The sequence below is a fragment of the Agarivorans sp. 2_MG-2023 genome (assembly GCF_030548085.1).
Lineage (GTDB): Bacteria > Pseudomonadota > Gammaproteobacteria > Enterobacterales > Celerinatantimonadaceae > Agarivorans.
The window spans coordinates 14,489-34,646 of sequence record NZ_JAUORQ010000017.1; the positions used below are offsets into that span (position 1 = coordinate 14,489).

The window sequence follows — 20,158 nt, forward strand, 5'->3', positions numbered from 1 at the left end:
ATAAGAGCTGATACATTGTAATCTGCCTTTGTAACAAAACTATTACAGAACTTGCAATTTAAAGCAGTTGGCATACGTTTTCAGGCGGATTTTATGCACAAAAAAAGGGTATTTATTCAATACCCTTCAGTCGGCGCTTATAGATTATAGTCCAGCTTTAGCCAATGCGGCAGAAACAATTGTTTGTGCTTCTTGCTCGATAAGCGCTAAATGCTCTTCGCCTTTAAAGCTTTCCATGTAAATCTTATAGATAGCCTCAGTTCCAGACGGTCTGGCAGCAAACCAGCCGTTTTCAGTGACAACCTTTAAACCACCAATGGCAGCACCGTTACCCGGAGCAGCAGTAAGTTTTGCGGTGATCTGCTCCCCTGCTAAGGTTTCAGCTTCAACCATCGCAGGGTCTAAGGCGCTCAATACAGCTTTTTGCTCTATGCTAGCCGGCGCGTCAATCCGTTTATAACAAGGCTCGCCAAACTGTTCGACAAAACCTTGGTAGTGTTCGCCAGGATCTTTCCCAGTAACAGCGATAATCTCTGCCGCGAGCAATGCCAAAATAATACCGTCTTTGTCGGTACTCCACACACCACCATCTTTTCGTAAGAAAGAAGCACCGGCACTTTCTTCGCCACCAAAAGCAATGCTACCGTCAAACAAGCCGTCTACGAACCACTTAAAACCAACCGGTACTTCTTTTAGTTCACGCCCTAAACTGGCTGCAACGCGATCAATCATCGAACTAGACACCAAGGTTTTACCAATTGCAGCATTAGCGCCCCACTCACTCCGATGAGAGTAAAGGTAGTTAATCGCTACTGCTAAGTAGTGATTAGGATTTAGTAATCCACTACTTTTGGTCACAATACCATGGCGGTCATAATCAGGGTCGTTGGCTACCGCTACATCGAACTTGTCTTTTAATGCAATTAAGCTGGCCATAGCGTACGGAGATGAACAATCCATACGAATTTTTCCATCTTTATCTAGAGTCATGAAAGAAAACGTTGGGTCTACGCGCTCATTCACCACTTCAATGTCTAAACCATAGGTTTCTGCAATTACCGACCAGTAAGCAATGCCACTGCCGCCTAAGGGATCTACACCAATCTTCACTTTAGATTTAGCAATCGCATCCATATCTAATACGTTGGCTAAATCATCAACATACGGTTTGATGTAATCAATACCAACAATAGAAGGTAATGCAATGGCTTCGTCATATGACAAACGTTTAACGTCTTTTAGGCCATTCGCTAATATTTCGTTTGCACGGTCTTGAACAACCTTAGTTACATTACCATCTGCCGGGCCACCGTTTGGCGGGTTGTACTTAAAACCGCCATCTTCAGGTGGGTTATGAGATGGTGTAATCACCACGCCATCCGCCTGATCTTTACCTAAGCGGTTGTAAGCCAAAATTGCATGAGAAATAACTGGCGTTGGTGTGTAACCTAAACCCTCTTGATAACGAACTTCAACACCGTTTGCTGCAAACACTTCAATCGCTGAGCAAAATGCAGGCTCCGATAAAGCGTGGGTGTCTTTACCTATATATAAAGGCCCGGTAGTACCTTGCGCTAAACGGTATTCTGCTAATGCTTGACTAACCGCCAAGATATGATTTTCATTAAAGGCTTTTTTACTAGAACTGCCGCGGTGGCCAGATGTACCAAATGCAACTTGTTGCTCTCGAACCGCTACGTCGGGTTTTAGTAAGTAATAGTCGGCCACAAGACGTGGGATATTTGCAAGATGCTCAGCCTGAGCTGGCTTTCCTGCTAGAGGGTGAATAGCCATTTATAGCTTCTCCGATGCTTAAGTTAAAAATAAAAAATGATTAGATCGCTTCACATAAGCGTTCAATTTGAGATTCTTGTAGACCCATTTCGCTAGCAACATGATGCAGAATGTGGCGTTTACGCGCGGTATTAGTGTTTGTAATCACCCAATATGGGGTATCTGGGATGGCTTGCGGTTTACTGGTTTTTCCTGACGCAAGTAATGAATCTTTGTCTTGAGAAAAGTACTCTCGCTTACTGCCTTTGATCACACAAGCTTTAGCGAACATTGCGTTATTAACGCTATAAAGACTGGCGAGTAAAGCAAGGAAGCGTTTAGTGGAACTGCCCGCATTACCGATAAGCTCAAAATTGAAGTAACTGAGGACATCAGGGTCTTGCGGAGTTGTAACCACGTCTTCAAAGTTTTCAGATACAGAGCTTTCTTGAGTGGGTTGCTCAGGGGGAACATCGTCAAACGCTTGACTGTTCAACTCAACAGGCTCTGGTTCTGCGCTTGCTTGAATAGCGGCGTCTACCTCAAGTAAGCGCCTAAGAATATCTGATGCGCTCTCGCCAATATGTTTAGTTTGGCCAGCAATATATAAATACAAGTCTTCTTCAATTTCTATGGTTTTCATCGCTACTTTCAAGTCATGCTCTGTACTTAACATAGCTAATGATTATACATAGCAAAGTTAATAACTCATCAACAATCCGAATTGCCAGCGCTAAAAGCACAAATAATGCGCAAACAATTTGCTTTTAAAGACTTGTAGTAATAAAGCTGCAAAGGCAGACTAACAATCCAATTACATAAGAGGTGTTGTTTTGGATCTGCACTACAAAGATCAAGGTATTGGCTACCCTATTTTATTGATTCACGGCTTGTTTGGTAGTTTGTCTAATTTGGGCTTGTTGGCCAAACACTTGGAACGTCTTGGTTATAGAGTGATTAGCGTAGATGCGCTTAATCACGGCTTATCCCCTCGTGCGCCGAAAATGGATTATCAAACACAAGCTAAAGCCATATACACCCTGTGTAACACTCTTAATATAGAAGAGTGCGCCATAGTAGGTCACTCTATGGGCGGTAAAGTGGCGATGACAACCGCGCAACTTTACCCTACTTTGGTTAGCACTTTAGTCGCAGCAGATATCGCTCCTGTGGCCTATAACCATAATCATCAGGCTGTATTCGCAGGCTTAAATGGTTTTGATGTAAGCCAAGTCACTTCTCGCTCACAAGCCGATGGATTACTTGCCCAACATATAAAAGAACCTGGAGTCAGGCAATTTCTTCTTAAATCCTTAACCAAAAGTGAACAACACTGGCATTGGCTGTTTGATGTTCCCTTACTTGCGGAAAACTATACCAACATCACTGGGTGGCAAACCTTTGGCGCGTTTAACAAACCTTGCTTGTTTATCAAAGGGCAAAACTCAGACTATATTGTTAACCAGTATCAACAAGAAGTAGCTCAGCAATTTCCTAAAGCTGAATTAAAAATAATCAGCGACACCGGGCATTGGTTACATGCTGAAAAGCCAGCTATTTTTAATCGTTTAACCGAACAGTTTTTAGCCAAGCATATTTAACACCCTAACGCGCTTTATGGTATAGTGCGCGTCGAATTTTTCTCTCAAGGATAGTGATGTTCGCGAAGCATATAGATTTAATCGAAAGCCTTGCTCTAAATATAGGTTTTGTAATTCTATTTTTCTTTATCGGCATGGCTATTCAAGACGTACTTAAAAAAGGCAACGTTCCCCCATTTGGCCGCGCCGTGGTTTGGTTAGTGTTGTTTTTAGGGTGTGCAGGCTTTATTGCAAAAGGCCTAATTCAAATGTCTTGGGAAGGCACTGGTTTAGGTTAGACGGTTGTTTCAATATTAATGGCAAAACAAAATACAGATCGAACTACTATTGATCTATTCGCAAGTGAAAAAAGAGTTGGTCGACCGAGAACTAACCCTTTAGAGCGTAAAGATCAGCTAAAAGCCAATAAACGAAATCAACTTAAAAGAGATCGTGCGAATGGGCTTAAAAGAATCGAGTTGAAAGTTGAACAACAGCTTTTCGAAACCTTAAATCAGTTAGCCAATGAATCGGGCATAAGCCGAAGTGAACTGATAGAAAAGATGCTGAACAACCAAGTTAATCAATTTTCAACAAATCAATAGTTTGTAATACAGGTAATATTTATGGCGAGCGTAGGAATATTTTTTGGTAGCGACACCGGTAACACCGAAGCAGTTGCACAAATGATCCAAAAAGAGCTAGGCAAAAAACTAGTAGAAATAAAAGACATTGCAAAATCTACTAAAGAAGACATCGATGAGTTTTCATTGATTCTTTTAGGTATTCCCACTTGGTATTACGGCGAAGCACAATGTGATTGGGATGACTTCTTTCCAGATCTTGAGCAAATAGACTTTTCAGAAAAGTTAGTCGCAATATTTGGTTGTGGTGATCAAGAAGATTACGCCGAGTATTTTCTTGATGCTATGGGTACTATCAACGATATCGTTACTACCAAAGGCGCTACGGTTGTTGGTCATTGGCCCATCGAAGGTTATGACTTTGAAGAATCAAAAGCGCTAGCAGATGATGCTCACTTTGTTGGTTTAGGTATCGATGAAGATCGCCAGCCTGAGTTAACCCAAGAGCGTGTTAAAGGTTGGTGCAAGCAAGTATATGAAGAAATGTGCTTAGCTGAATTAGCCGACTAAAAATCTACTGGGCGAAAGCCCAGTTTTTGTATCTGACCCTCGTATAGTTGGCCAAGTTTATGCTTAACTTGGCTCAGAGGGAGAAAAATGTGTTTAAGTATCTATTTATAATTTTCCTGGGAATATCCAGTTGTGTAAATGCAGACGTTTGGTTTTATGAAGACCAAAACGGTGTGATGCACTTTGCTCAGGAAAAAAAGGGCTCTAAATGGCGCTTGCTGATGCGTACGCCTAAATCGCTCGACCTACCCAAAGCAAAAAGTACCCAACAAAAAGCACCTAATCAACGCCCTTATCACCAACTTATTGTTGCAAGCGCAAGGCGCCATAAACTTGACCCTGCGCTCGTTCATGCTGTGATAGCAACTGAGTCCAATTACAGAGCCGACGTAGTTTCTCGCGCTGGTGCAATGGGATTGATGCAGTTAATGCCTGCTACAGCCGAACGTTTTTCAGTGACAGACCCATTTATGCCTGAACAAAATATAGAAGCAGGAACACGCTACCTGCGCTGGCTACTGAATGAATTTGAATCACTTCAGCTCGCTTTAGCGGCTTATAACTCGGGAGAAAACACCGTAAAACGCTACGGCTTTGCGATTCCTCCCTATAAAGAGACTCAGAACTACGTGACTAAAGTCATTGAGCGCTACAAAAAAAACCTAAGCCTTGTTCAGTAATCATTAAGCAACTTGTTCAAGGCTTGGTCTATGCTGTCGCTTTAAACGGATATAGAGCTTACGAGTAATTACTGCGATAACTTTACCTTTTGAATCAACAACCTCGGTGCTTACCTCTGGTTGATACTTCTCTCCACTCTCGGCCTTACGCAAAATATCTTCTATAAACGCTTCTTCAAGTTTAAAGTAGCCATAAACCACTCCTCGACCTGGAGAAACAAACTTGATCGAGGCTTCACTATCCCAAATATGATACTTGTTACCCAAAATCGCCATCAACATTAACGGGTAAATAGGATCGGTCATCGAAAACATAGAACCACCAAACTGAGACCGATTAGCGTTTTTATTCCACCATCTAAACGCGAGCCTCACCTCGCAAGTGTGAAAATCTTTAGATAGTTTAGAGATCTTAATCCCAGCCCCCCAGAAAGGAGGCCACAGATTGAGTAAACTTTTTGCTAGGTTGGCGTTTTTAAGTAGATGTTCCATAAGCTCAACTGGTCAGACATGTTAACGATAGGTTAATAAATAATTAACTGCGCTACAAGTTTTCTTATCAAGCTTTCTGTTTGTCTCGTAAGTCCGTATACTTACCGCAGTTATGGAATGAATAACAGCAACGGAAAATATTTCACCTATGTCTGATAATAATCAAGCTCTAAAAAAAGCAGGCCTTAAAGTCACCCTGCCCCGAATGAAAATTTTGGAGCTACTACAAATTCCGTCTAATCAACATATTAGCGCCGAAGACTTGTACAAATTACTGATAGACCAAGGTGAAGAGATTGGTTTAGCTACCGTTTACCGAGTACTTAATCAGTTTGATGACGCCGGCATTGTTACCCGCCATCACTTTGAAGGTGGTAAATCAGTATTTGAACTAAATAGCCAGCAACACCATGACCACTTGGTATGCTTAGATTGCGGAAAAGTTATCGAATTCAATGACGACACCATTGAACAAAGACAAAAAGATATTGCTAAAACAAACAATATTCAACTAACTAACCATAGTTTATATCTTTACGGAAACTGCACTAAAGTGGATTGCGAAAACCGCGAAGATTAAAATGGAAACAGGTGCTAAGCACCTGTTTTATTCTCCCCTGAGTAACCCCACCGCTCAACTAAATCATTCTCAATACCAATATGATCTAAGATTCTAGCCGTAACGTGCTCTAGCAAATCTTGTATCGACTCAGGTTTATGATAAAAACCTGGACAAGCCGGAAGAATATCTACACCTAACTTAGCGAGCTTAAGCATATTTTCTAAATGAATGGCTGAAAATGGCATTTCTCGAGGAACCAGAATCAATTTTCCCTTTTCTTTTATAACTACATCCGCTGCGCGCTCAAGTAAGTTATCAGACAATCCCATAGCAACCGAGGCCAGCGTGCCCATACTACAAGGACATATCACCATGGTTTTTGGTGCAGCAGAACCGGAAGCTACCGGAGAAAACCAATCACTTTTGCCAGGCACTAATATCTGGCCTGGCTGAGCACCAAACTTGTTTTCTAAAAACTGTTGAGCTTTGTCATTTTGGCTTGGCCACTGCTGGTTAGCCTCAGTAGCTAGCACCACTTTCGCTGCGCTAGATATGAGCAAATGAATGGTAAATTGCTTTTTTACTAACTGTTCAAGTAAACATAAAGCATAAGGAGCTCCGGACGCTCCAGTTATCGCTAAGGTGATTTGTTTATTATTCATTTAATTAGCACTTTCAATGAAAAGAAGACAGATGAACGCTGAGCCACAGATTGTAACGCCAATAAGTGTGCGAGGCGACTTGTTATGAACAATCAGCCATTTATAAATCTGTGACTATTTACTACAATTATCTAAAGGACTTAATAAGTTGGGACTATGTCTAAGATAGAAATACCCACCGATTCATTGCAAGTTGGGCATTATATTAGCCTGCCTATAGGTTGGACTGCTCACCCTTTTATGCGCAATAACTTCATCATTAAAAACCAAGAGCAACTTACTGTTGTTCGCTCCTTAGGTTTAGACAACATTGCCGTTATTCCTAGTAAATCTAAAGTAGCGGTACCTGATACTAATAATGAAGACGACTTAGCAGGGGCTGACCAAGAAGAGCCAGAAATCGACCCTGATCAGGCTTGGCTAGATGAGTTACGTAACGGACAGAAACGCGCCAACAAAGCCTATTTACAAAACGCAGAAAAGTTTCGCTCAGCACTGACCAAGTTCACCAGTAAACCCGAAGAAGCTTACTACAGCATTTTTGAACAAGTAAATATCACCCTTCAGCTTATGTTTAAGTCTGCGGATGCCCACAGTGTTTATGTGAGTTTAGAGCCCAGTAGCGACGAAGATATATTTTTTCATAGTGTAAACGTTGCTGTTCTTTCCATCTTAGTGGCAAAAAACTTGGGGTTTTCAGAAAAAGAGTGCCAGCACTTATGTATAGCTGGGATGATTCATGACATTGGTGAATTAAAAGTACCTCAGCAAATACGCCGAAAACCTAGCGAGTGGAGCCAAGCTGAGCAAAACTTTTACCAAACTCACCCCAAATTTGGTGCAGAGTTAATTAAAAAAGCTGGGTCTTTTCCTCCAGAAGTTTTACCCATTGTGATTAATCACCATGAGCTTTTAGATGGCAGTGGTTACCCTAACCAACGTAAAGCCAGCGAACTAGACAAAGCAACACAATTGCTGAGCATAGTAGATAGCTTTGAACACCTTTGCGCCCCTTTAGCGAATCAAAAAAGAATGACCCCACAAGAAGCATTCGCTTTTTTGTACAAGAGCGCAGGAACCAAGTACAACAAACTGTACTTAGAACAACTGATGAATACCTTAGGCATATACCCGCCTGGCTCAATTGTAAGCCTATCTAACGATGGTTATGCAATGGTGATGTCGAGTAATCCTAAAGAAAAACTTAAACCAAGAGTATTACTGTTAGAAAAAGGAAAAAACTTTAGTAACGCCAACGTAGCAGACCTAACTAAAGAAGACATTAAGATAAACAAAACGGTTAAATGGGAGGATGTTCCTGCTGTTCTGATAAAGAACTTTGACCCGAAATTACGTTGCTGTTACTTTTTCGACCCCGGACAATAAAAACTCTTAGAACAAAAAAAGCCTGATTTCATCAGGCTTTTTTAATTTACTTTATTGCAGCTAATTAGCTGTCTTCAGCATCTTCGATACCTTTAACTTTTTCTCGTAAACCTTGCAGCATCACGTAGAAAACAGGCACTAAACAAGTACCAACAATAGTAGCTGCGATCATCCCACCCATAACGGCATAACCCAGCGATATTCGACTCGCCGCGCCAGCACCAGTGGCTATCACCAAAGGTATTACGCCTAAGATAAACGAAAAGGCAGTCATCAATACCGCACGGAAGCGCAATCGAGCAGCCTTTACTGCAGAATCACGAATACTCATTCCGCCTTCGCGTAACTGTTTCGCGAACTCTACGATGAGAATAGCGTTTTTACAGGCTAGTCCTATCAACAACACCAGTCCGATTTGAGTGTACAAGTTTATGTCTGAACCCATGATCCAAATATAAATAAAGGCACCCAAAATCGCGATTGGAACCGCTAACATCACCGAAATAGGAACTGTCCAACTCTCATACTGTGCCACCAAGAACAAGTAAGTAAAGATAAGCGCTAAGCTAAAGATAAATGGCGCTAGGTTTCCTGCTTTTAATTCCTGGTAAGTCTGACCAGACCACTCGTAAGTGTAGCCTGCGGGGAACGTCGTTTCGGCTATTCGCTTAACGGCATCAATTGCTTGGCCAGAACTAAAACCGGGAGCAGGGAAAGCGTTCATTTTCACTGCGCCATACAAGTTGAACTGGTTAATGTACTCAGGGCCAAGTTTAGGCTCAACCTTAACCAAGGTATTTAGCGGTACCATTTCATCAAACTTATTTCGAATATAGAAGCGAGCGATATCTTGCTCTGAATTTCGATACTCTGTTTCAGCCTGCATGTTCACGCGAAACACTTTACCAAAGCGGTTAAAGTCATTCACGTACATAGAACCTAGCATGGTTTGCAAGGTCATGAAGATACTACTTAATTGAACACCTTGTACTTTCGCTTTCTGGCGATCCACATCTACGAATAGTTGTGGTACATCAGCTCGGTATGTACTAAATGCTGCAGCTAATTCTGGTGCACTGCCCGCCTCTACTGCTGTTGCTCGCATCACACTAGCAAGACTTGCTGGAGTTCTGCCTAAAGTATCTTGAATAAAGAATTCGACACCGGCTACGGTACCTACACCAGGCAAAGCGGGTAACGAGAAGCCTACGGCTTGTGCTTCGTTATATCCGGCTAAAACGCCGTTAGCTTTTTGTACAATGTTAGATTCAATTAATGCAGGGTCTTTACGTTCATCCCAATGAGATAAGATAACAACCATTAAACCAGCATTAGATGAAACGGCTCCTGAGATGATGGAATAACCGCTTGCAGAAATAACATTGGTTACCCCTTCAAGGTCATTTAGCTCATCAACCATCTTAGATACAACGTCTTTAGTACGGTTGATAGAAGCACCATTAGGCAGCTGCACATCAATAAAGAAGGCTTTCTTATCCTCTGTAGGTACAAAGCCTGAAGGTAACGAAGTGGCTAAATAACCAGTAGCACCAATCAGCAATACATAAACAATGCCTACAATAGACAGTTTTCGTACCATTCCACTAACAAAACCAGTGTATTTGCCAGTAACCTTATCAAAGTGCTTGTTAAAGAAAGCATGGAAGCCTTTTTCGTGTACTTTTGGCGTTTTCAACAACGATGCACATAAAGCTGGGCTTAGTGTTAATGCATTAATCGAAGAAATAAGTACTGAAATACAAATGGTAACTGAGAACTGAGCATACATTTGACCAGTAATACCAGGCATAACCGCTGTAGGAGCAAACACAGCTAAGAGTACCAATGTTGTAGCAACAACCGGACCGGTCACTTCTTGCATCGATTTAGTGGTCGCGTCTACTGCGTTTAATCCTTCGTCTTGCATTAACCGCGTGGTGTTTTCTACCACCACAATCGCATCATCTACCACAATACCAATGGCGAGAATCAGTGCAAACAACGATACCGTGTTAATGCTCATGCCAGTAGCTAACAAGAAAGCAAATGTGCCAACCAGTGATACTGGAATAGCAATCGCTGGGATTAGCGTTTGCCTAACATCTTGCAGAAAGATATAAACAACAAAAATAACCAAAGCGATAGCAATCAGCAGCGTTTCAAGCATTTCATCAATTGAGGTTTCAACGAACTCAGTGGTGTCGTACAACACTTTGTAGTCCATATCTTCTGGAAATTGAACGCTCAAACGGGTGAGTTCTTCTCGCACACCTTTAGCGACTTCAAGTGCGTTTGCACCACTGGCTTGATAGATAAACAATAAGGCAGAAGCTTTATTGTCTAACATAGCTTCAGCATCGTAACTTGCTGCGCCTAACTCGATGCGTGAAATATCTTTAAGATAAACTGCACTGCCATCAGGGTTTGAGCGAACAATAATTTCTTCAAACTCTTCAGGGTGACTTAAACGACCTTTGGTAGACAAAGTATACTGAAACTGCTGATCTCTAGGCACCGGAGCAGCACCAATACGGCCAGCCGCAACCTGAATATTCTGCTCTTGAATTGACGCTATTGCATCATCAACGGTAACACCTAAGCTCGCCATACGGTCTGGGTTTAACCACACTCGCATTGAGTAGTCCATGCCACCAATAATGCTTACTTTAGATACACCGTTAACCCGTGCCAGGTTATCTTTAATATTGATCCCCATGTAGTTATTAAGGAACAAGTTATCTAAAGATTCATTAGGAGAAACAAGGTTAAGCATCATCAAGATACTAGGGTCTTGTTTCTCAACTTTAACCCCATTTCGTTGTACTTCAGATGGTAAGCGCGGCATAGCTTGCTGAACGCGGTTTTGCACGTTTACCTGTGCCATGTCTACGTTACTGCCTACCTCGAAGGTCACGTTTAGAGAATAACTACCGTCGTTAGCGCCTTTTGACTCCATGTAAATCATGTTTTCAACACCATTTACTTCGGCTTCAATTACCTTAGCAACGGTATCCGCAACAACTTCGGCACTCGCACCTGGGTAGCTAGTGGTTACAGACACCATAGGTGGCGAAATATTTGGAAATTCAGCTACCGGTAAAACCGGAATCGACAAGAAGCCCGCCAGTGTTAAAACAATCGCAATAACAAAGGCAAACTTGGGTCGATGAATAAAAAACTTACTAATCATCACCGACTCCTTAAGATTTAGTGTCAGAAAATGGCTGAATAGTATCCATTTCGTGGTCAACTTCAGCGCCTACTCGGGCTTTCTGTAAACCTTCAGAGATAACTAAATCGCCTTTTTCTAAACCTTTCTCCACTTCCCAGTCAATACCGTAACGCTGACCAAGCTCAACATTTTTTCGAGTCACAACGTCTTTCTTATCAACCGTAAGAACGTAACGTCCCTGCTGATCTTCTTGAACAGCACGTTGTGGGATTAACAACACTTCTTCCATTTCTGGAGATTCAATAATTACCGTCACATACAAACCAGGAACAATAATGTGTTCTTTATTCGGAAACTCAGCGCGTATTGCCAAGGTACCAGTAGTAGCGTCTACTCGGTTATCTACAAAATCCATGTTGCCGGTTTCTTCAAACATAGAGCCGTCTGGAAACTGAATTTTTACAGGGAAATCACTTAACTTAAATGGCGTGGTAACTGATTTATGCGCTCGTTGAGCTTCAATTAACACTTTTTCTGGTAACTGGAAGTTCACCCAAACTGGTTCCATTTGCACTAGGTCTGCAAGTTCAGTTTGATCAGGTATGATGAGATCACCGGTGAAAACAGCTGCTCGGCTAATACGACCTGTAAAAGGTGCGTAAATTTTGGTGTAGCCTAATTCTAGTTTCGCGTTATCCAATTCTGCGTTAGCACTTTGCAATGCAGCATTAGTTTGTAACTTGCGAGATAGCAGATTGTCGTAATCAGACTGACTAATAAAGTTGTCTTTGATTAGCCCTTCACCACGTTTAAAGTTCAGTACAGCAGTATCGTAAGCGGCTTTCGCTTGCGCTACCATTGCTTTAGAAGATTTTAAAGCTGCATCGTACTGTTCTGGGTCAATTTCAAACAGTAAATCGCCTTTTTCTACGATGCTACCTTCTTGAAAATTAGTTTTTGCAAGATTGCCGCGAACTTTAGATTTTAAAGTAATGTCTTGAGTCGCTTCAGTTCGGCCAACAAAATCGTTACTTGGCGTAACTTGTTGCATGGTAACTTCGAGCACTTTAACATTTGCTTTAACTTCTGGAGGAGGTGGTGGTGCAGTGTCACACGCACTTAATAATGAAAGTGAGGCTAGCGTCAATCCTAACGCTTTAGCCACACGAGCTACAACAGGTGTGCGGTTCATAAACGATCCTTGTGTTTATTAATGTGTACCTAGTTAAATCAATTGTAATGATAGACCGTAAACAGTTACATGAAAACCAATAGTCTAGTTTTAACTGTACATTTTTTTAAATAGTAAACAACAGCTTACTTTACATACAATCAAGCTGTTTTCATTTACCCACATTAATACACTTTGTTACTATTGCTCCACTTGTTTTAGCTAGGCAGCAATATGCAACTTAAACCCGTAAATAAAGACATTTATCAAACACGTTCTCGTTACAGCTATATTGGTATTTCAGCCTTGTTGACCCTATTCACCTTAGTATGGTCAACGTTGTTCATAGCCCTATTCTCTATAGGATCAGATAACTTTTACCTCAATTTAATGGGCGTTGTAGCGGCAGTATTGTCGATTGTGCCTGTAGTACTTTTTTGTAAAACAAAGCCATGGTTTGCCGAAGTCATTTATGTCTGGGAGCTGAAACAAGAATTAAACAAAATTAACCGTAAGATGGCTTCGCTATCAAGAGCCTCAAAACACGGTGATGCGATAGCGTTCAGTATTATTAAATTTAGCTATTTAGGCAGCAGGCAGATATGGGAATTAGACGACAACACCTTAATGCTGAGTGAACTGGCGCTAAGTGAACAAAAGCTAGATGAACTAGCTCAAGCTCAAGGGCTTGTTATTGACACAAGCCAATACCATCAGACTCAACTAGCAAAGTATTAGTCGAGAAAGTGCAAGCAGGTGTGCCCATCTACCAATATAGGTGAAACTTTCTGGTCATCGGCAAAAGCCTTTTTTAGGCTCCCTTCAACCACTAACTTATCGCCCAACTTTGCTTTTTTGGCAATCAACTCTGCTGGGTAAGCCCATAAATTACAGTTTACTCGATGCTGGGTGTCACTAAGGTCTGTAGCAAGTTGTAGTTTAATATAGCTTTGGTCGTTGACACTTTTACGTAAAGTAGAAGCATGAGCGATTTCACCAATTAATGTGGCTTTATTCCAATAAAGCTGAGTTGGTCCACCGACGAAACTAAGTTGTTCAGCGTCTATTGCGCTAACAATCTCCCCTGCGGAATCTCTCTGGTTTCTTAGCCGACCATTAATTACCACACCATCCCCAGCTTTTGCGTAGCTTTTAAGTCGCTCAGCTTGCTCGCCCCGAACAGTAATTTGAAACACTTCAATCTGCTCTTTCGCTGATGATTTGGTTTTCTTTTTTACCAATACTTCAAACTGAGTGATCGCAGTTCCATCACCAAAATAGCGAAGCGTGACATCTTTAGTCACAAGGTTGCCAAGTATTTCAATATTTGAACGACAAATTACCTGCAAAAATCTTTCTCCACACTACTATATAGGGTTTGTTGAAGCATTCAGATAACGTTACTATCTGTTTTTACCTTCTGTACTAGGCCATTATGAAATACCCTTGTCGATTAGACAAATACCTTTCGAAAGCAAAACTGATTTCTCGTAGCGATGCCAAAAAGCTAATAAAAAGCAATAGACTTAAGGTAAATCAACAACTTGCTATAAATGCACAGCTAGCCATAAAGCAAGATGACAGTGTATTTCTAGACGACCAACTACTTAGTCTACAAGAGCACTGTTACTTTATGCTGAATAAACCCAGTGGGTATTTAAGTACAGAAGCAGAAGCTAACCACCCTAGCGCATTATCGTTAATTACAGAGTTAAGCAATCCACTACATTCTGCCGGAAGGCTCGATGTTGATACGACCGGATTGTTACTGCTAACCAGCGACGGTCAATGGTCACACCGAGTGACTAGCCCTCGAGCGAATAAATTTAAGCAATACAGAGTGGAATTAGCGGATGCAATCGGCGAAGAAGAACTGCAGCAATTACGCGATGGTTTAATGCTACGCGGCGAAGACAAACCAACTAAACCGGCTCTGGTTGAGCACATAAACGCCACGCAAATAGTTTTGCAGATTAGTGAAGGACGCTATCACCAAGTAAAACGCATGCTGGCCGCAGTGGGTAACAAAGTTGTGGGTTTACACAGAGAAAAGATAGGCGACATAGGCCTCGACGCTTCGCTAAAGCCAGGTGAATATCGCGCTTTAAGGGCCGAAGAAATTAGCTGTTTTTAGCTTCCTCTACATACAACACAACTTGATTTCTACCCTGTGACTTAGCTTGATAAAGGGCACTGTCTGCTTGCTTATACAGTTTTGCAAAACTACTGTCTTTTTGATTTTCACTTAGGCCAAAACTACAGGTAAAACTTGGGTCATTGAGATCATTTTCAAAAGACAATCGTAAACGTTCCGCCAAATTCAATGCCTGAGAAACGTCAGTTTCAGGCAGTAACATAATGAATTCTTCTCCACCCCAGCGAGCCAGCAAGTCTGTCTCGCGTTTTAGTTCGTTCACTTTTTCTACCAACCTAATCAAACACAAGTCACCCACGTCATGACCATGTTTATCGTTTAGTTGTTTAAAATGATCGACATCCAACATCAAGATGGTAAAGCGCGAACCGTTGCGATCGCTGCGACTTTGTTCTAAATATACTGAGTGTTCAAAGTGCCTGCGGTTCGATACACCCGTTAACGGATCGGTATTCGCTAGACGCTGTAATTTTCGTTCTAATGACTTTTGCGCACTAATATCGATACTAGAACAAACATAATTTTTTATTTCTTGGTCGGCATATACCGCAGTAACTGTCATTTGCTGAATAGAAGTTGCACCGTTTGAATCATGAATAGATATCTCACCTAACCAACTACCTTGATTTTTGGCCAATTGTAAAATGGATTCAAAGCTGGGAGAGGAATGACCAAAATCAGTCATCTTTTTACCCATCATGGATTCAGTAGTAAGGCCCATTTTTTCAGCTAGGTAGCGATTCACCTTCACAATAACACCGTCAACATCGGTAATAAGCTGAGAAAACTCTCCCTCAAAAGCAGCCTGTCTCAGAGCATTAAGTTTTCTAACCACTGCTTTTTCACGGCGAATGACTTCGGTAAGGTAAGAGCCGATAAAACAACTAAACAGCGCAGCAATATATACAACAGCGAAAAACACTAACCAGTATTTACTGTCTATTATCAAATCACGATAAGAAATATACAGGAATGTTAAGTTGGGCTCGTCTTCTTCTATTCCTGTTTCTTTGGTAAACATTAGCCCTCCACTTACCGAGTAAGGGTCTTTTTTGTTTACAAAATCGTCTCTTAAGAAATAACTTTGTGTCAACTCATAATCGATACGGCCAACCAATTCGATTAACTTATTGTAAGTAGGTTTACTATAGTCTCCCTCAATGATGACTCCTTCTTCGGTTAAGATTATCGCTCTCTCTACAAGCTGTGGTCGTCCTACAAAATGCACCGTTTGATTAATTGCTTGCTGGTCGTATTCGTTTACCATCCAACCTACTAGTTTTGACCATTTATCAAACACCGGTATATAAAGAAGGTAGAAGTAAGTATTAGAAGACCTATCTAGCAATGCTTTTGAAGAAATTACACCCTCGCCACGCCATACCAGCTCTTTAAAATAATTAGTAATGAGAGGGTTAACTTCGCTATTCCATTTAAGTTCGTGGCCTTGCTTGTTTTGGTCTAAAACTAAATCAACACGACCGTCTCGATGAATATAATAGAAATTACCTTCTAGATTGACGTCTTTAGCAATACGCTGCCATTCAGTTGCTAAAGACACTAAAGTGAGCTCATTTTCATCGTTTACGTAGTTAAGCAAACCTAAAGTACGAGTGAGTAAAGATAAACGTTGAGATAACAAACTCACCAAATGCTTGTTTGCTGTACTAAAGCCACGAAAAGACAGCTCCACCTCTTCGTCGATTTGATGCTTAACGGTGTGATAACGATGAGAAACGACAGCAGAGAACAACAAAGTCACCAATAGTGCCCATAACGAGGCGCGTTTTTTCCATGACCAGCTATTTAGAAGAGTTGATTGCTTCAATTGCACACTTTAAGAAAATGTTTTAGTTACAACCTATTATTAAACATTTAAACAGTTTTTGCTGTTTTTTTAACTTCCACCAATGCACATAATTACACATTAAAACAAATAATGGTTTTTTCAGTTTTCATACTTGAATGCCACAACTGAGCCAACGATACTGGTGAAAAACATAAAGGTAAATTCATGACTGATTTTCGCTTCCATCCACAAAGTCAGGTTGTTCAGCAGCAAGACAGCTATTTAATTACTCTATACACCGCTATTAATCACCCCTACTCTCAAATTTTTGTGCGTGTAGAGCCTGATCATGAAGAATGGTTGATTGAGCTAACAAAGCCTAAACAAGAAGGAAACTGGTTAAAGTGGCAAACCAAAATCCCCGTTAGCCCTCATAGCCCGTTAACCTTGTATTGCTTCAAGTTCTTGTGCCAAGACCAGCAAGTGTTTTTGCACGCCGCTGGCGAGTCATCTAGGCTTCCTCAAAAACATTTCCATTTTAAAATTAACCACAATGCTAAACCGCCAGCTTGGGTAAAACAGCAAGTATTTTATCAAATATTTCCTGAGCGTTTCGCTAATGGAGACCCAAACCTAACGCCAACAAATGACAGTTATAGCTACCATCGCGATGGCCGTGCGGTGGTTCAAAAGAAATGGGGAGAACCGGTAGCCAAATCTCATTCAGGAACCGGAGCAACAGAGTTTTATGGTGGTGATTTAATAGGTATCGAACAAAAGCTCGATTATTTAGACGAGCTAGGGGTTACCGCCATCTACCTAAACCCCATTTTTTGCTCGCCAAGTAATCACAAGTACGACTGCAGTAACTACTTTAAAGTAGAGCCTCATTTTGGCGGAGACGATGCGCTTATTAGCTTATCTGCGAACATGAAGCAACGTGGTATGAAGTTAATGTTAGATGCGGTAGTCAACCACACTTCTAATCAACACCATTGGATGGACTACTACCAGCAAGGAACGGGCGGCGCTTATCACAACAGTGACTCTTTGTTTAAAGATTGGTACCACTTTGACGACAGCGGTAACTATTGGTCTTGGAAAGGCGTAGAGACCCTGCCTAAACTTAACTTTGCCAACCTAGAAGTACAAAAAGCGATTTACTCAAGTGAGCAGTCGGTACTTAAACATTGGTTAAAGCCCCCCTTCTCTATCGATGCATGGCGCTTTGATGTGATTCATATGCTGGGTGAACATAACAGTGCACAAAATAATGCTCACTACGTAGCAGAGTTTAGAAAGTCTATTAAAGACACTAACCCGGATGCTTACATGATTGGCGAGCACTTCGCCGAAGCAACTCAATGGTTACAGGGTGACCAAGAAGATGCGGCAATGAACTATTACGGTTTTAACCAACCCATTGTTGCCTTTTTAGCCAAAATGGATGTGCCGCGTTATTCGCCAATTAAACTTGATGCAAAAGGATTAGCAGAGTGGCTAGCCGAGTCTCGCGGTTCAATTCCTTTTGCTAATCAACTAGCCCAATATAACCTCTTAGACAGTCACGATACTCCCCGCTTTAGTCACTTAGTTAATGATGGCATAGATCTCAATAAAGTGGCCGCCACGCTATTACTTACCTATGTAGGTGTACCGTCAATTTATTATGGCGATGAAGTGGGTGTAACCGGCGCTAACGATCCAGATTGTCGTCGTTGTTTCCCATGGGATGAATCACAGTGGCAACAACCATTGTTAGCTCATTACCAGCAGTTAATCGCCTTACGCAAACACCGAAAAGAATTTCAAGAAGGCGATATCATCAGTTTGCTTGAAAGTGATGATGTGTGGGTATTTATACGTTGGTTACCAAAACACCATTCTATTGTGGTAATCAATCGCGGAGATACTACCGATATCACCTTAAACTTAAGCAATATGCAGCAATCGGCGCGTTATAGATTGATGGGAAGTAATGAAGAATTGCAGCCCAACCAACAACAACTTTCATTGTCGTTGGAAGCGCAATCGTCGTTGATATTAAGCAGTATCTAAACTGTCTCATGTTGCTGGCTATCGGCCAGCAACTTATTGTCTAAAGATTTGCTGGTATTAACCTGCAGATCTTTTAACTGTTGGGCTTGTCTAACTAAATTCCCTTTGCCAGTACTCAGTTTGTTCATCGCACTATTATAGCTATCAGTTGACCGCTGCAATTGTTGACCGTGATTCTGCAAATCTTCAGTAAATGCCACAAACTTATCAAACAATTTCCCAGCGCGTTGCGCAATAACTTGAGCGTTTTGCTGCTGATGTTCGCTTCTCCACAAATTTTGAATCGTTCGCAATGCCACCATTAAACTACTTGGGCTAACCAGCAAAATATTCGCTTCTACACCAAACTGAACTAAAGAGGGGTCTTGCTCCAGCGCACTCAAGTATGCACCTTCAATCGGCACAAATAACAATACATAATCTAAAGACTGTAGCTGATAAAGAGTATGGTAATCTTTCTTGCCTAAGCCAATGATTTGATTACGTAAACTTTTTGCGTGCTCTTTTAGGGCTGTTTTCTTAACTTCTGTATCGTCACTGTTGAAGTAACGCTCGTAAGCCACCAAATTCACTTTAGAATCAACAATTACAGCCTTATCACCTGGCAGTTTAACCACTACATCTGGTTTAATTGTTTGTCCATGCTGATTCACACCCACTACTTGAGTCTGATATTCATGCCCTTCTCTCAATCCTGAAGATTGAAGGATTTGCTCAAGGATTAACTCGCCCCAATCCCCCTGTTGCTTGTTGTCACCTTTTAGCGCTTTAGTTAAACGCAACGCGTCATCACTCATCTGTTGGTTGAGCTGTTGCAAGGTCACTATTTGGTCTTTTAGAGAGTGTCTCTGTTTAGCTTCGTTCTCATAACTCTGTTGAACTTGCTGTTTAAACCCATCTAACTGCTGCTTTAAAGGCTGCAACACAGTTTCTATGCTTTGTTTACTTTGTTGCTGTAGTTCCAAACCTTTTTCAGAAAAAATTCGGTTTGCCAATAATTCAAACTGGGCCTTTACCCGTTCTTCACTTTTTTCTAGGTAAGTAATGCGCTCTTGCAAGGTAAGGTCTTTTTGTTGAAGCAACGCGCACCGCTGTTGCTCACGTTGTAACAATTGCTGGCTAGTTTCAAATTGCTCTTTTATTTCACGTAAGTATTCAACTTCATTCCGTAAACCAGCATTGCTGATCAGCTGCTCTTGCAAACTTTGTTGAGTATTGTCGAGGTTTAGTTTTAGCTCAGCTTGCTCTTGCTGTATCTGGTCAATCTGCATATCAAGCGCGGCCTTTTGCTTGTTAGCTTGACTGCCCTTTATGCTATTTATCAGCAACAGTAATAAAATAAGAATAGCGAGAGATAAGGTAATTAAAGCGCTAACTTGGTTAAATTGAGAAGAAATAAGCTCTAAGTTCACAGTAATTCCATTGCGGTTAGGGTGTTTTGCTCGTTATCATGCATCATACCGTAAACAGCTCGTTAAGCTCGTGGCTGTTTCGCATGTTTTAGCTTAAATTTAGGAAAATCAT

Annotated in this window: 19 protein-coding genes; 10 read left to right on the plus strand and 9 right to left on the minus strand. The window is 41.3% G+C overall.

All coding sequences use genetic code 11. The features are described 5' to 3' along the window. Window positions 1–144: 144 nt before the first annotated feature. Window positions 145–1,794: a phosphoglucomutase (alpha-D-glucose-1,6-bisphosphate-dependent) gene (gene pgm, locus Q4549_RS19590; protein ID WP_303554171.1), complete on the minus strand. Its 1,650-nt coding sequence runs from the start codon at window positions 1,792–1,794 to the stop codon at window positions 145–147. A 40-nt stretch (window positions 1,795–1,834) separates the two neighbouring features. Continuing rightward, the gene (seqA, locus tag Q4549_RS19595; protein WP_303554169.1) at window positions 1,835–2,416 is read right to left on the minus strand and encodes a replication initiation negative regulator SeqA; all 582 of its coding nucleotides are present in this window, start codon (window positions 2,414–2,416) and stop codon (window positions 1,835–1,837) included. Window positions 2,417–2,606: 190 nt separating this feature from the next. Here seqA and Q4549_RS19600 point away from each other — a divergent pair, with 190 nt between their 5' ends. The 5 genes from Q4549_RS19600 to Q4549_RS19620 all read left to right on the plus strand — a co-directional run bounded on the left by Q4549_RS19600 (window position 2,607) and on the right by Q4549_RS19620 (window position 5,187). After that, the gene (locus Q4549_RS19600) at window positions 2,607–3,374 is read left to right on the plus strand and encodes an alpha/beta fold hydrolase (protein WP_303554167.1); all 768 of its coding nucleotides are present in this window, start codon (window positions 2,607–2,609) and stop codon (window positions 3,372–3,374) included. A 56-nt stretch (window positions 3,375–3,430) separates the two neighbouring features. Continuing rightward, complete coding sequence (locus tag Q4549_RS19605; RefSeq protein ID WP_137674578.1) at window positions 3,431–3,652, plus strand: DUF2788 domain-containing protein; 222 nt, start codon at window positions 3,431–3,433, stop codon at window positions 3,650–3,652. 18 nt (window positions 3,653–3,670) lie between these two features. Next, on the plus strand, window positions 3,671–3,958 hold the full coding sequence (ybfE, locus tag Q4549_RS19610; RefSeq protein WP_137674577.1) for a LexA regulated protein: 288 nt from the start codon (window positions 3,671–3,673) through the stop codon (window positions 3,956–3,958). Between the two features lie 21 nt (window positions 3,959–3,979). Next, window positions 3,980–4,507: a flavodoxin FldA gene (gene fldA / locus Q4549_RS19615; protein ID WP_137674576.1), complete on the plus strand. Its 528-nt coding sequence runs from the start codon at window positions 3,980–3,982 to the stop codon at window positions 4,505–4,507. Window positions 4,508–4,596: 89 nt separating this feature from the next. Next, complete coding sequence (locus Q4549_RS19620; RefSeq protein ID WP_303554160.1) at window positions 4,597–5,187, plus strand: lytic transglycosylase domain-containing protein; 591 nt, start codon at window positions 4,597–4,599, stop codon at window positions 5,185–5,187. 3 nt (window positions 5,188–5,190) lie between these two features. On the opposite strand, the gene Q4549_RS19625 is transcribed toward Q4549_RS19620, so the two are convergent. Beyond that, entirely contained in the window at window positions 5,191–5,679 is a 489-nt protein-coding gene (locus Q4549_RS19625; protein ID WP_303554135.1) for a DUF4442 domain-containing protein, read from the minus strand. A gap of 148 nt (window positions 5,680–5,827) precedes the next feature. Between Q4549_RS19625 and fur the strand changes: the two genes are divergently transcribed. Next, the gene (fur, locus tag Q4549_RS19630; protein ID WP_137674573.1) at window positions 5,828–6,259 is read left to right on the plus strand and encodes a ferric iron uptake transcriptional regulator; all 432 of its coding nucleotides are present in this window, start codon (window positions 5,828–5,830) and stop codon (window positions 6,257–6,259) included. A gap of 14 nt (window positions 6,260–6,273) precedes the next feature. Here the strand turns inward: fur and Q4549_RS19635 are convergent, their stop codons facing one another. After that, window positions 6,274–6,903 carry a flavin prenyltransferase UbiX gene (locus Q4549_RS19635; protein WP_303554133.1) on the minus strand — a complete coding sequence of 210 codons (630 nt, stop codon included), beginning with the start codon at window positions 6,901–6,903 and terminating at the stop codon, window positions 6,274–6,276. Between the two features lie 156 nt (window positions 6,904–7,059). Here Q4549_RS19635 and Q4549_RS19640 point away from each other — a divergent pair, with 156 nt between their 5' ends. After that, on the plus strand, window positions 7,060–8,289 hold the full coding sequence (locus Q4549_RS19640) for an HD-GYP domain-containing protein (RefSeq protein ID WP_303554131.1): 1,230 nt from the start codon (window positions 7,060–7,062) through the stop codon (window positions 8,287–8,289). A 64-nt stretch (window positions 8,290–8,353) separates the two neighbouring features. Here Q4549_RS19640 and Q4549_RS19645 read toward each other — a convergent pair whose 3' ends face one another. Beyond that, entirely contained in the window at window positions 8,354–11,479 is a 3,126-nt protein-coding gene (locus Q4549_RS19645; protein WP_303516473.1) for an efflux RND transporter permease subunit, read from the minus strand. A 10-nt stretch (window positions 11,480–11,489) separates the two neighbouring features. Next, complete coding sequence (locus tag Q4549_RS19650) at window positions 11,490–12,653, minus strand: efflux RND transporter periplasmic adaptor subunit (protein ID WP_303516475.1); 1,164 nt, start codon at window positions 12,651–12,653, stop codon at window positions 11,490–11,492. Between the two features lie 213 nt (window positions 12,654–12,866). Here Q4549_RS19650 and Q4549_RS19655 point away from each other — a divergent pair, with 213 nt between their 5' ends. After that, window positions 12,867–13,370: a DUF3087 family protein gene (locus Q4549_RS19655; RefSeq protein WP_303554129.1), complete on the plus strand. Its 504-nt coding sequence runs from the start codon at window positions 12,867–12,869 to the stop codon at window positions 13,368–13,370. Here Q4549_RS19655 and Q4549_RS19660 read toward each other — a convergent pair. Beyond that, entirely contained in the window at window positions 13,367–13,981 is a 615-nt protein-coding gene (locus tag Q4549_RS19660; RefSeq protein ID WP_303554128.1) for a single-stranded DNA-binding protein, read from the minus strand. The genes Q4549_RS19655 and Q4549_RS19660 overlap by 4 nt on opposite strands. A gap of 86 nt (window positions 13,982–14,067) precedes the next feature. On the opposite strand from Q4549_RS19660, the gene Q4549_RS19665 reads away from it, so the two are divergent. Then, on the plus strand, window positions 14,068–14,766 hold the full coding sequence (locus tag Q4549_RS19665) for a pseudouridine synthase (RefSeq protein ID WP_303554126.1): 699 nt from the start codon (window positions 14,068–14,070) through the stop codon (window positions 14,764–14,766). Here Q4549_RS19665 and Q4549_RS19670 read toward each other — a convergent pair. Continuing rightward, window positions 14,753–16,615 carry a sensor domain-containing diguanylate cyclase gene (locus Q4549_RS19670; RefSeq protein ID WP_303554124.1) on the minus strand — a complete coding sequence of 621 codons (1,863 nt, stop codon included), beginning with the start codon at window positions 16,613–16,615 and terminating at the stop codon, window positions 14,753–14,755. The genes Q4549_RS19665 and Q4549_RS19670 overlap by 14 nt on opposite strands. A gap of 186 nt (window positions 16,616–16,801) precedes the next feature. On the opposite strand from Q4549_RS19670, the gene malZ reads away from it, so the two are divergent. Next, entirely contained in the window at window positions 16,802–18,634 is a 1,833-nt protein-coding gene (malZ, locus tag Q4549_RS19675) for a maltodextrin glucosidase (RefSeq protein WP_303554122.1), read from the plus strand. Here malZ and rmuC read toward each other — a convergent pair. Beyond that, the gene (gene rmuC, locus Q4549_RS19680) at window positions 18,631–20,046 is read right to left on the minus strand and encodes a DNA recombination protein RmuC (protein ID WP_303554121.1); all 1,416 of its coding nucleotides are present in this window, start codon (window positions 20,044–20,046) and stop codon (window positions 18,631–18,633) included. The genes malZ and rmuC overlap by 4 nt on opposite strands. Between the last annotated feature and the right edge of the window lie 112 nt (window positions 20,047–20,158).

Excerpts from the sequence above, each read along its gene's own strand:
- malZ (WP_303554122.1), top strand. The coding sequence starts at position 16,802 with ATGACTGATTTTCGCTTCCATCCACAAAGTCAGGTTGTTCAGCAGCAA.
- Q4549_RS19635 (WP_303554133.1), bottom strand. The coding sequence starts at position 6,903 with ATGAATAATAAACAAATCACCTTAGCGATAACTGGAGCGTCCGGAGCT.
- Q4549_RS19605 (WP_137674578.1), top strand. The coding sequence starts at position 3,431 with ATGTTCGCGAAGCATATAGATTTAATCGAAAGCCTTGCTCTAAATATA.
- Q4549_RS19625 (WP_303554135.1), bottom strand. The coding sequence starts at position 5,679 with ATGGAACATCTACTTAAAAACGCCAACCTAGCAAAAAGTTTACTCAAT.
- Q4549_RS19640 (WP_303554131.1), top strand. The coding sequence starts at position 7,060 with ATGTCTAAGATAGAAATACCCACCGATTCATTGCAAGTTGGGCATTAT.
- Q4549_RS19665 (WP_303554126.1), top strand. The coding sequence starts at position 14,068 with ATGAAATACCCTTGTCGATTAGACAAATACCTTTCGAAAGCAAAACTG.
- ybfE (WP_137674577.1), top strand. The coding sequence starts at position 3,671 with ATGGCAAAACAAAATACAGATCGAACTACTATTGATCTATTCGCAAGT.
- fldA (WP_137674576.1), top strand. The coding sequence starts at position 3,980 with ATGGCGAGCGTAGGAATATTTTTTGGTAGCGACACCGGTAACACCGAA.
- Q4549_RS19655 (WP_303554129.1), top strand. The coding sequence starts at position 12,867 with ATGCAACTTAAACCCGTAAATAAAGACATTTATCAAACACGTTCTCGT.
- seqA (WP_303554169.1), bottom strand. The coding sequence starts at position 2,416 with ATGAAAACCATAGAAATTGAAGAAGACTTGTATTTATATATTGCTGGC.
- pgm (WP_303554171.1), bottom strand. The coding sequence starts at position 1,794 with ATGGCTATTCACCCTCTAGCAGGAAAGCCAGCTCAGGCTGAGCATCTT.
- Q4549_RS19645 (WP_303516473.1), bottom strand. The coding sequence starts at position 11,479 with ATGATTAGTAAGTTTTTTATTCATCGACCCAAGTTTGCCTTTGTTATT.
- Q4549_RS19650 (WP_303516475.1), bottom strand. The coding sequence starts at position 12,653 with ATGAACCGCACACCTGTTGTAGCTCGTGTGGCTAAAGCGTTAGGATTG.
- fur (WP_137674573.1), top strand. The coding sequence starts at position 5,828 with ATGTCTGATAATAATCAAGCTCTAAAAAAAGCAGGCCTTAAAGTCACC.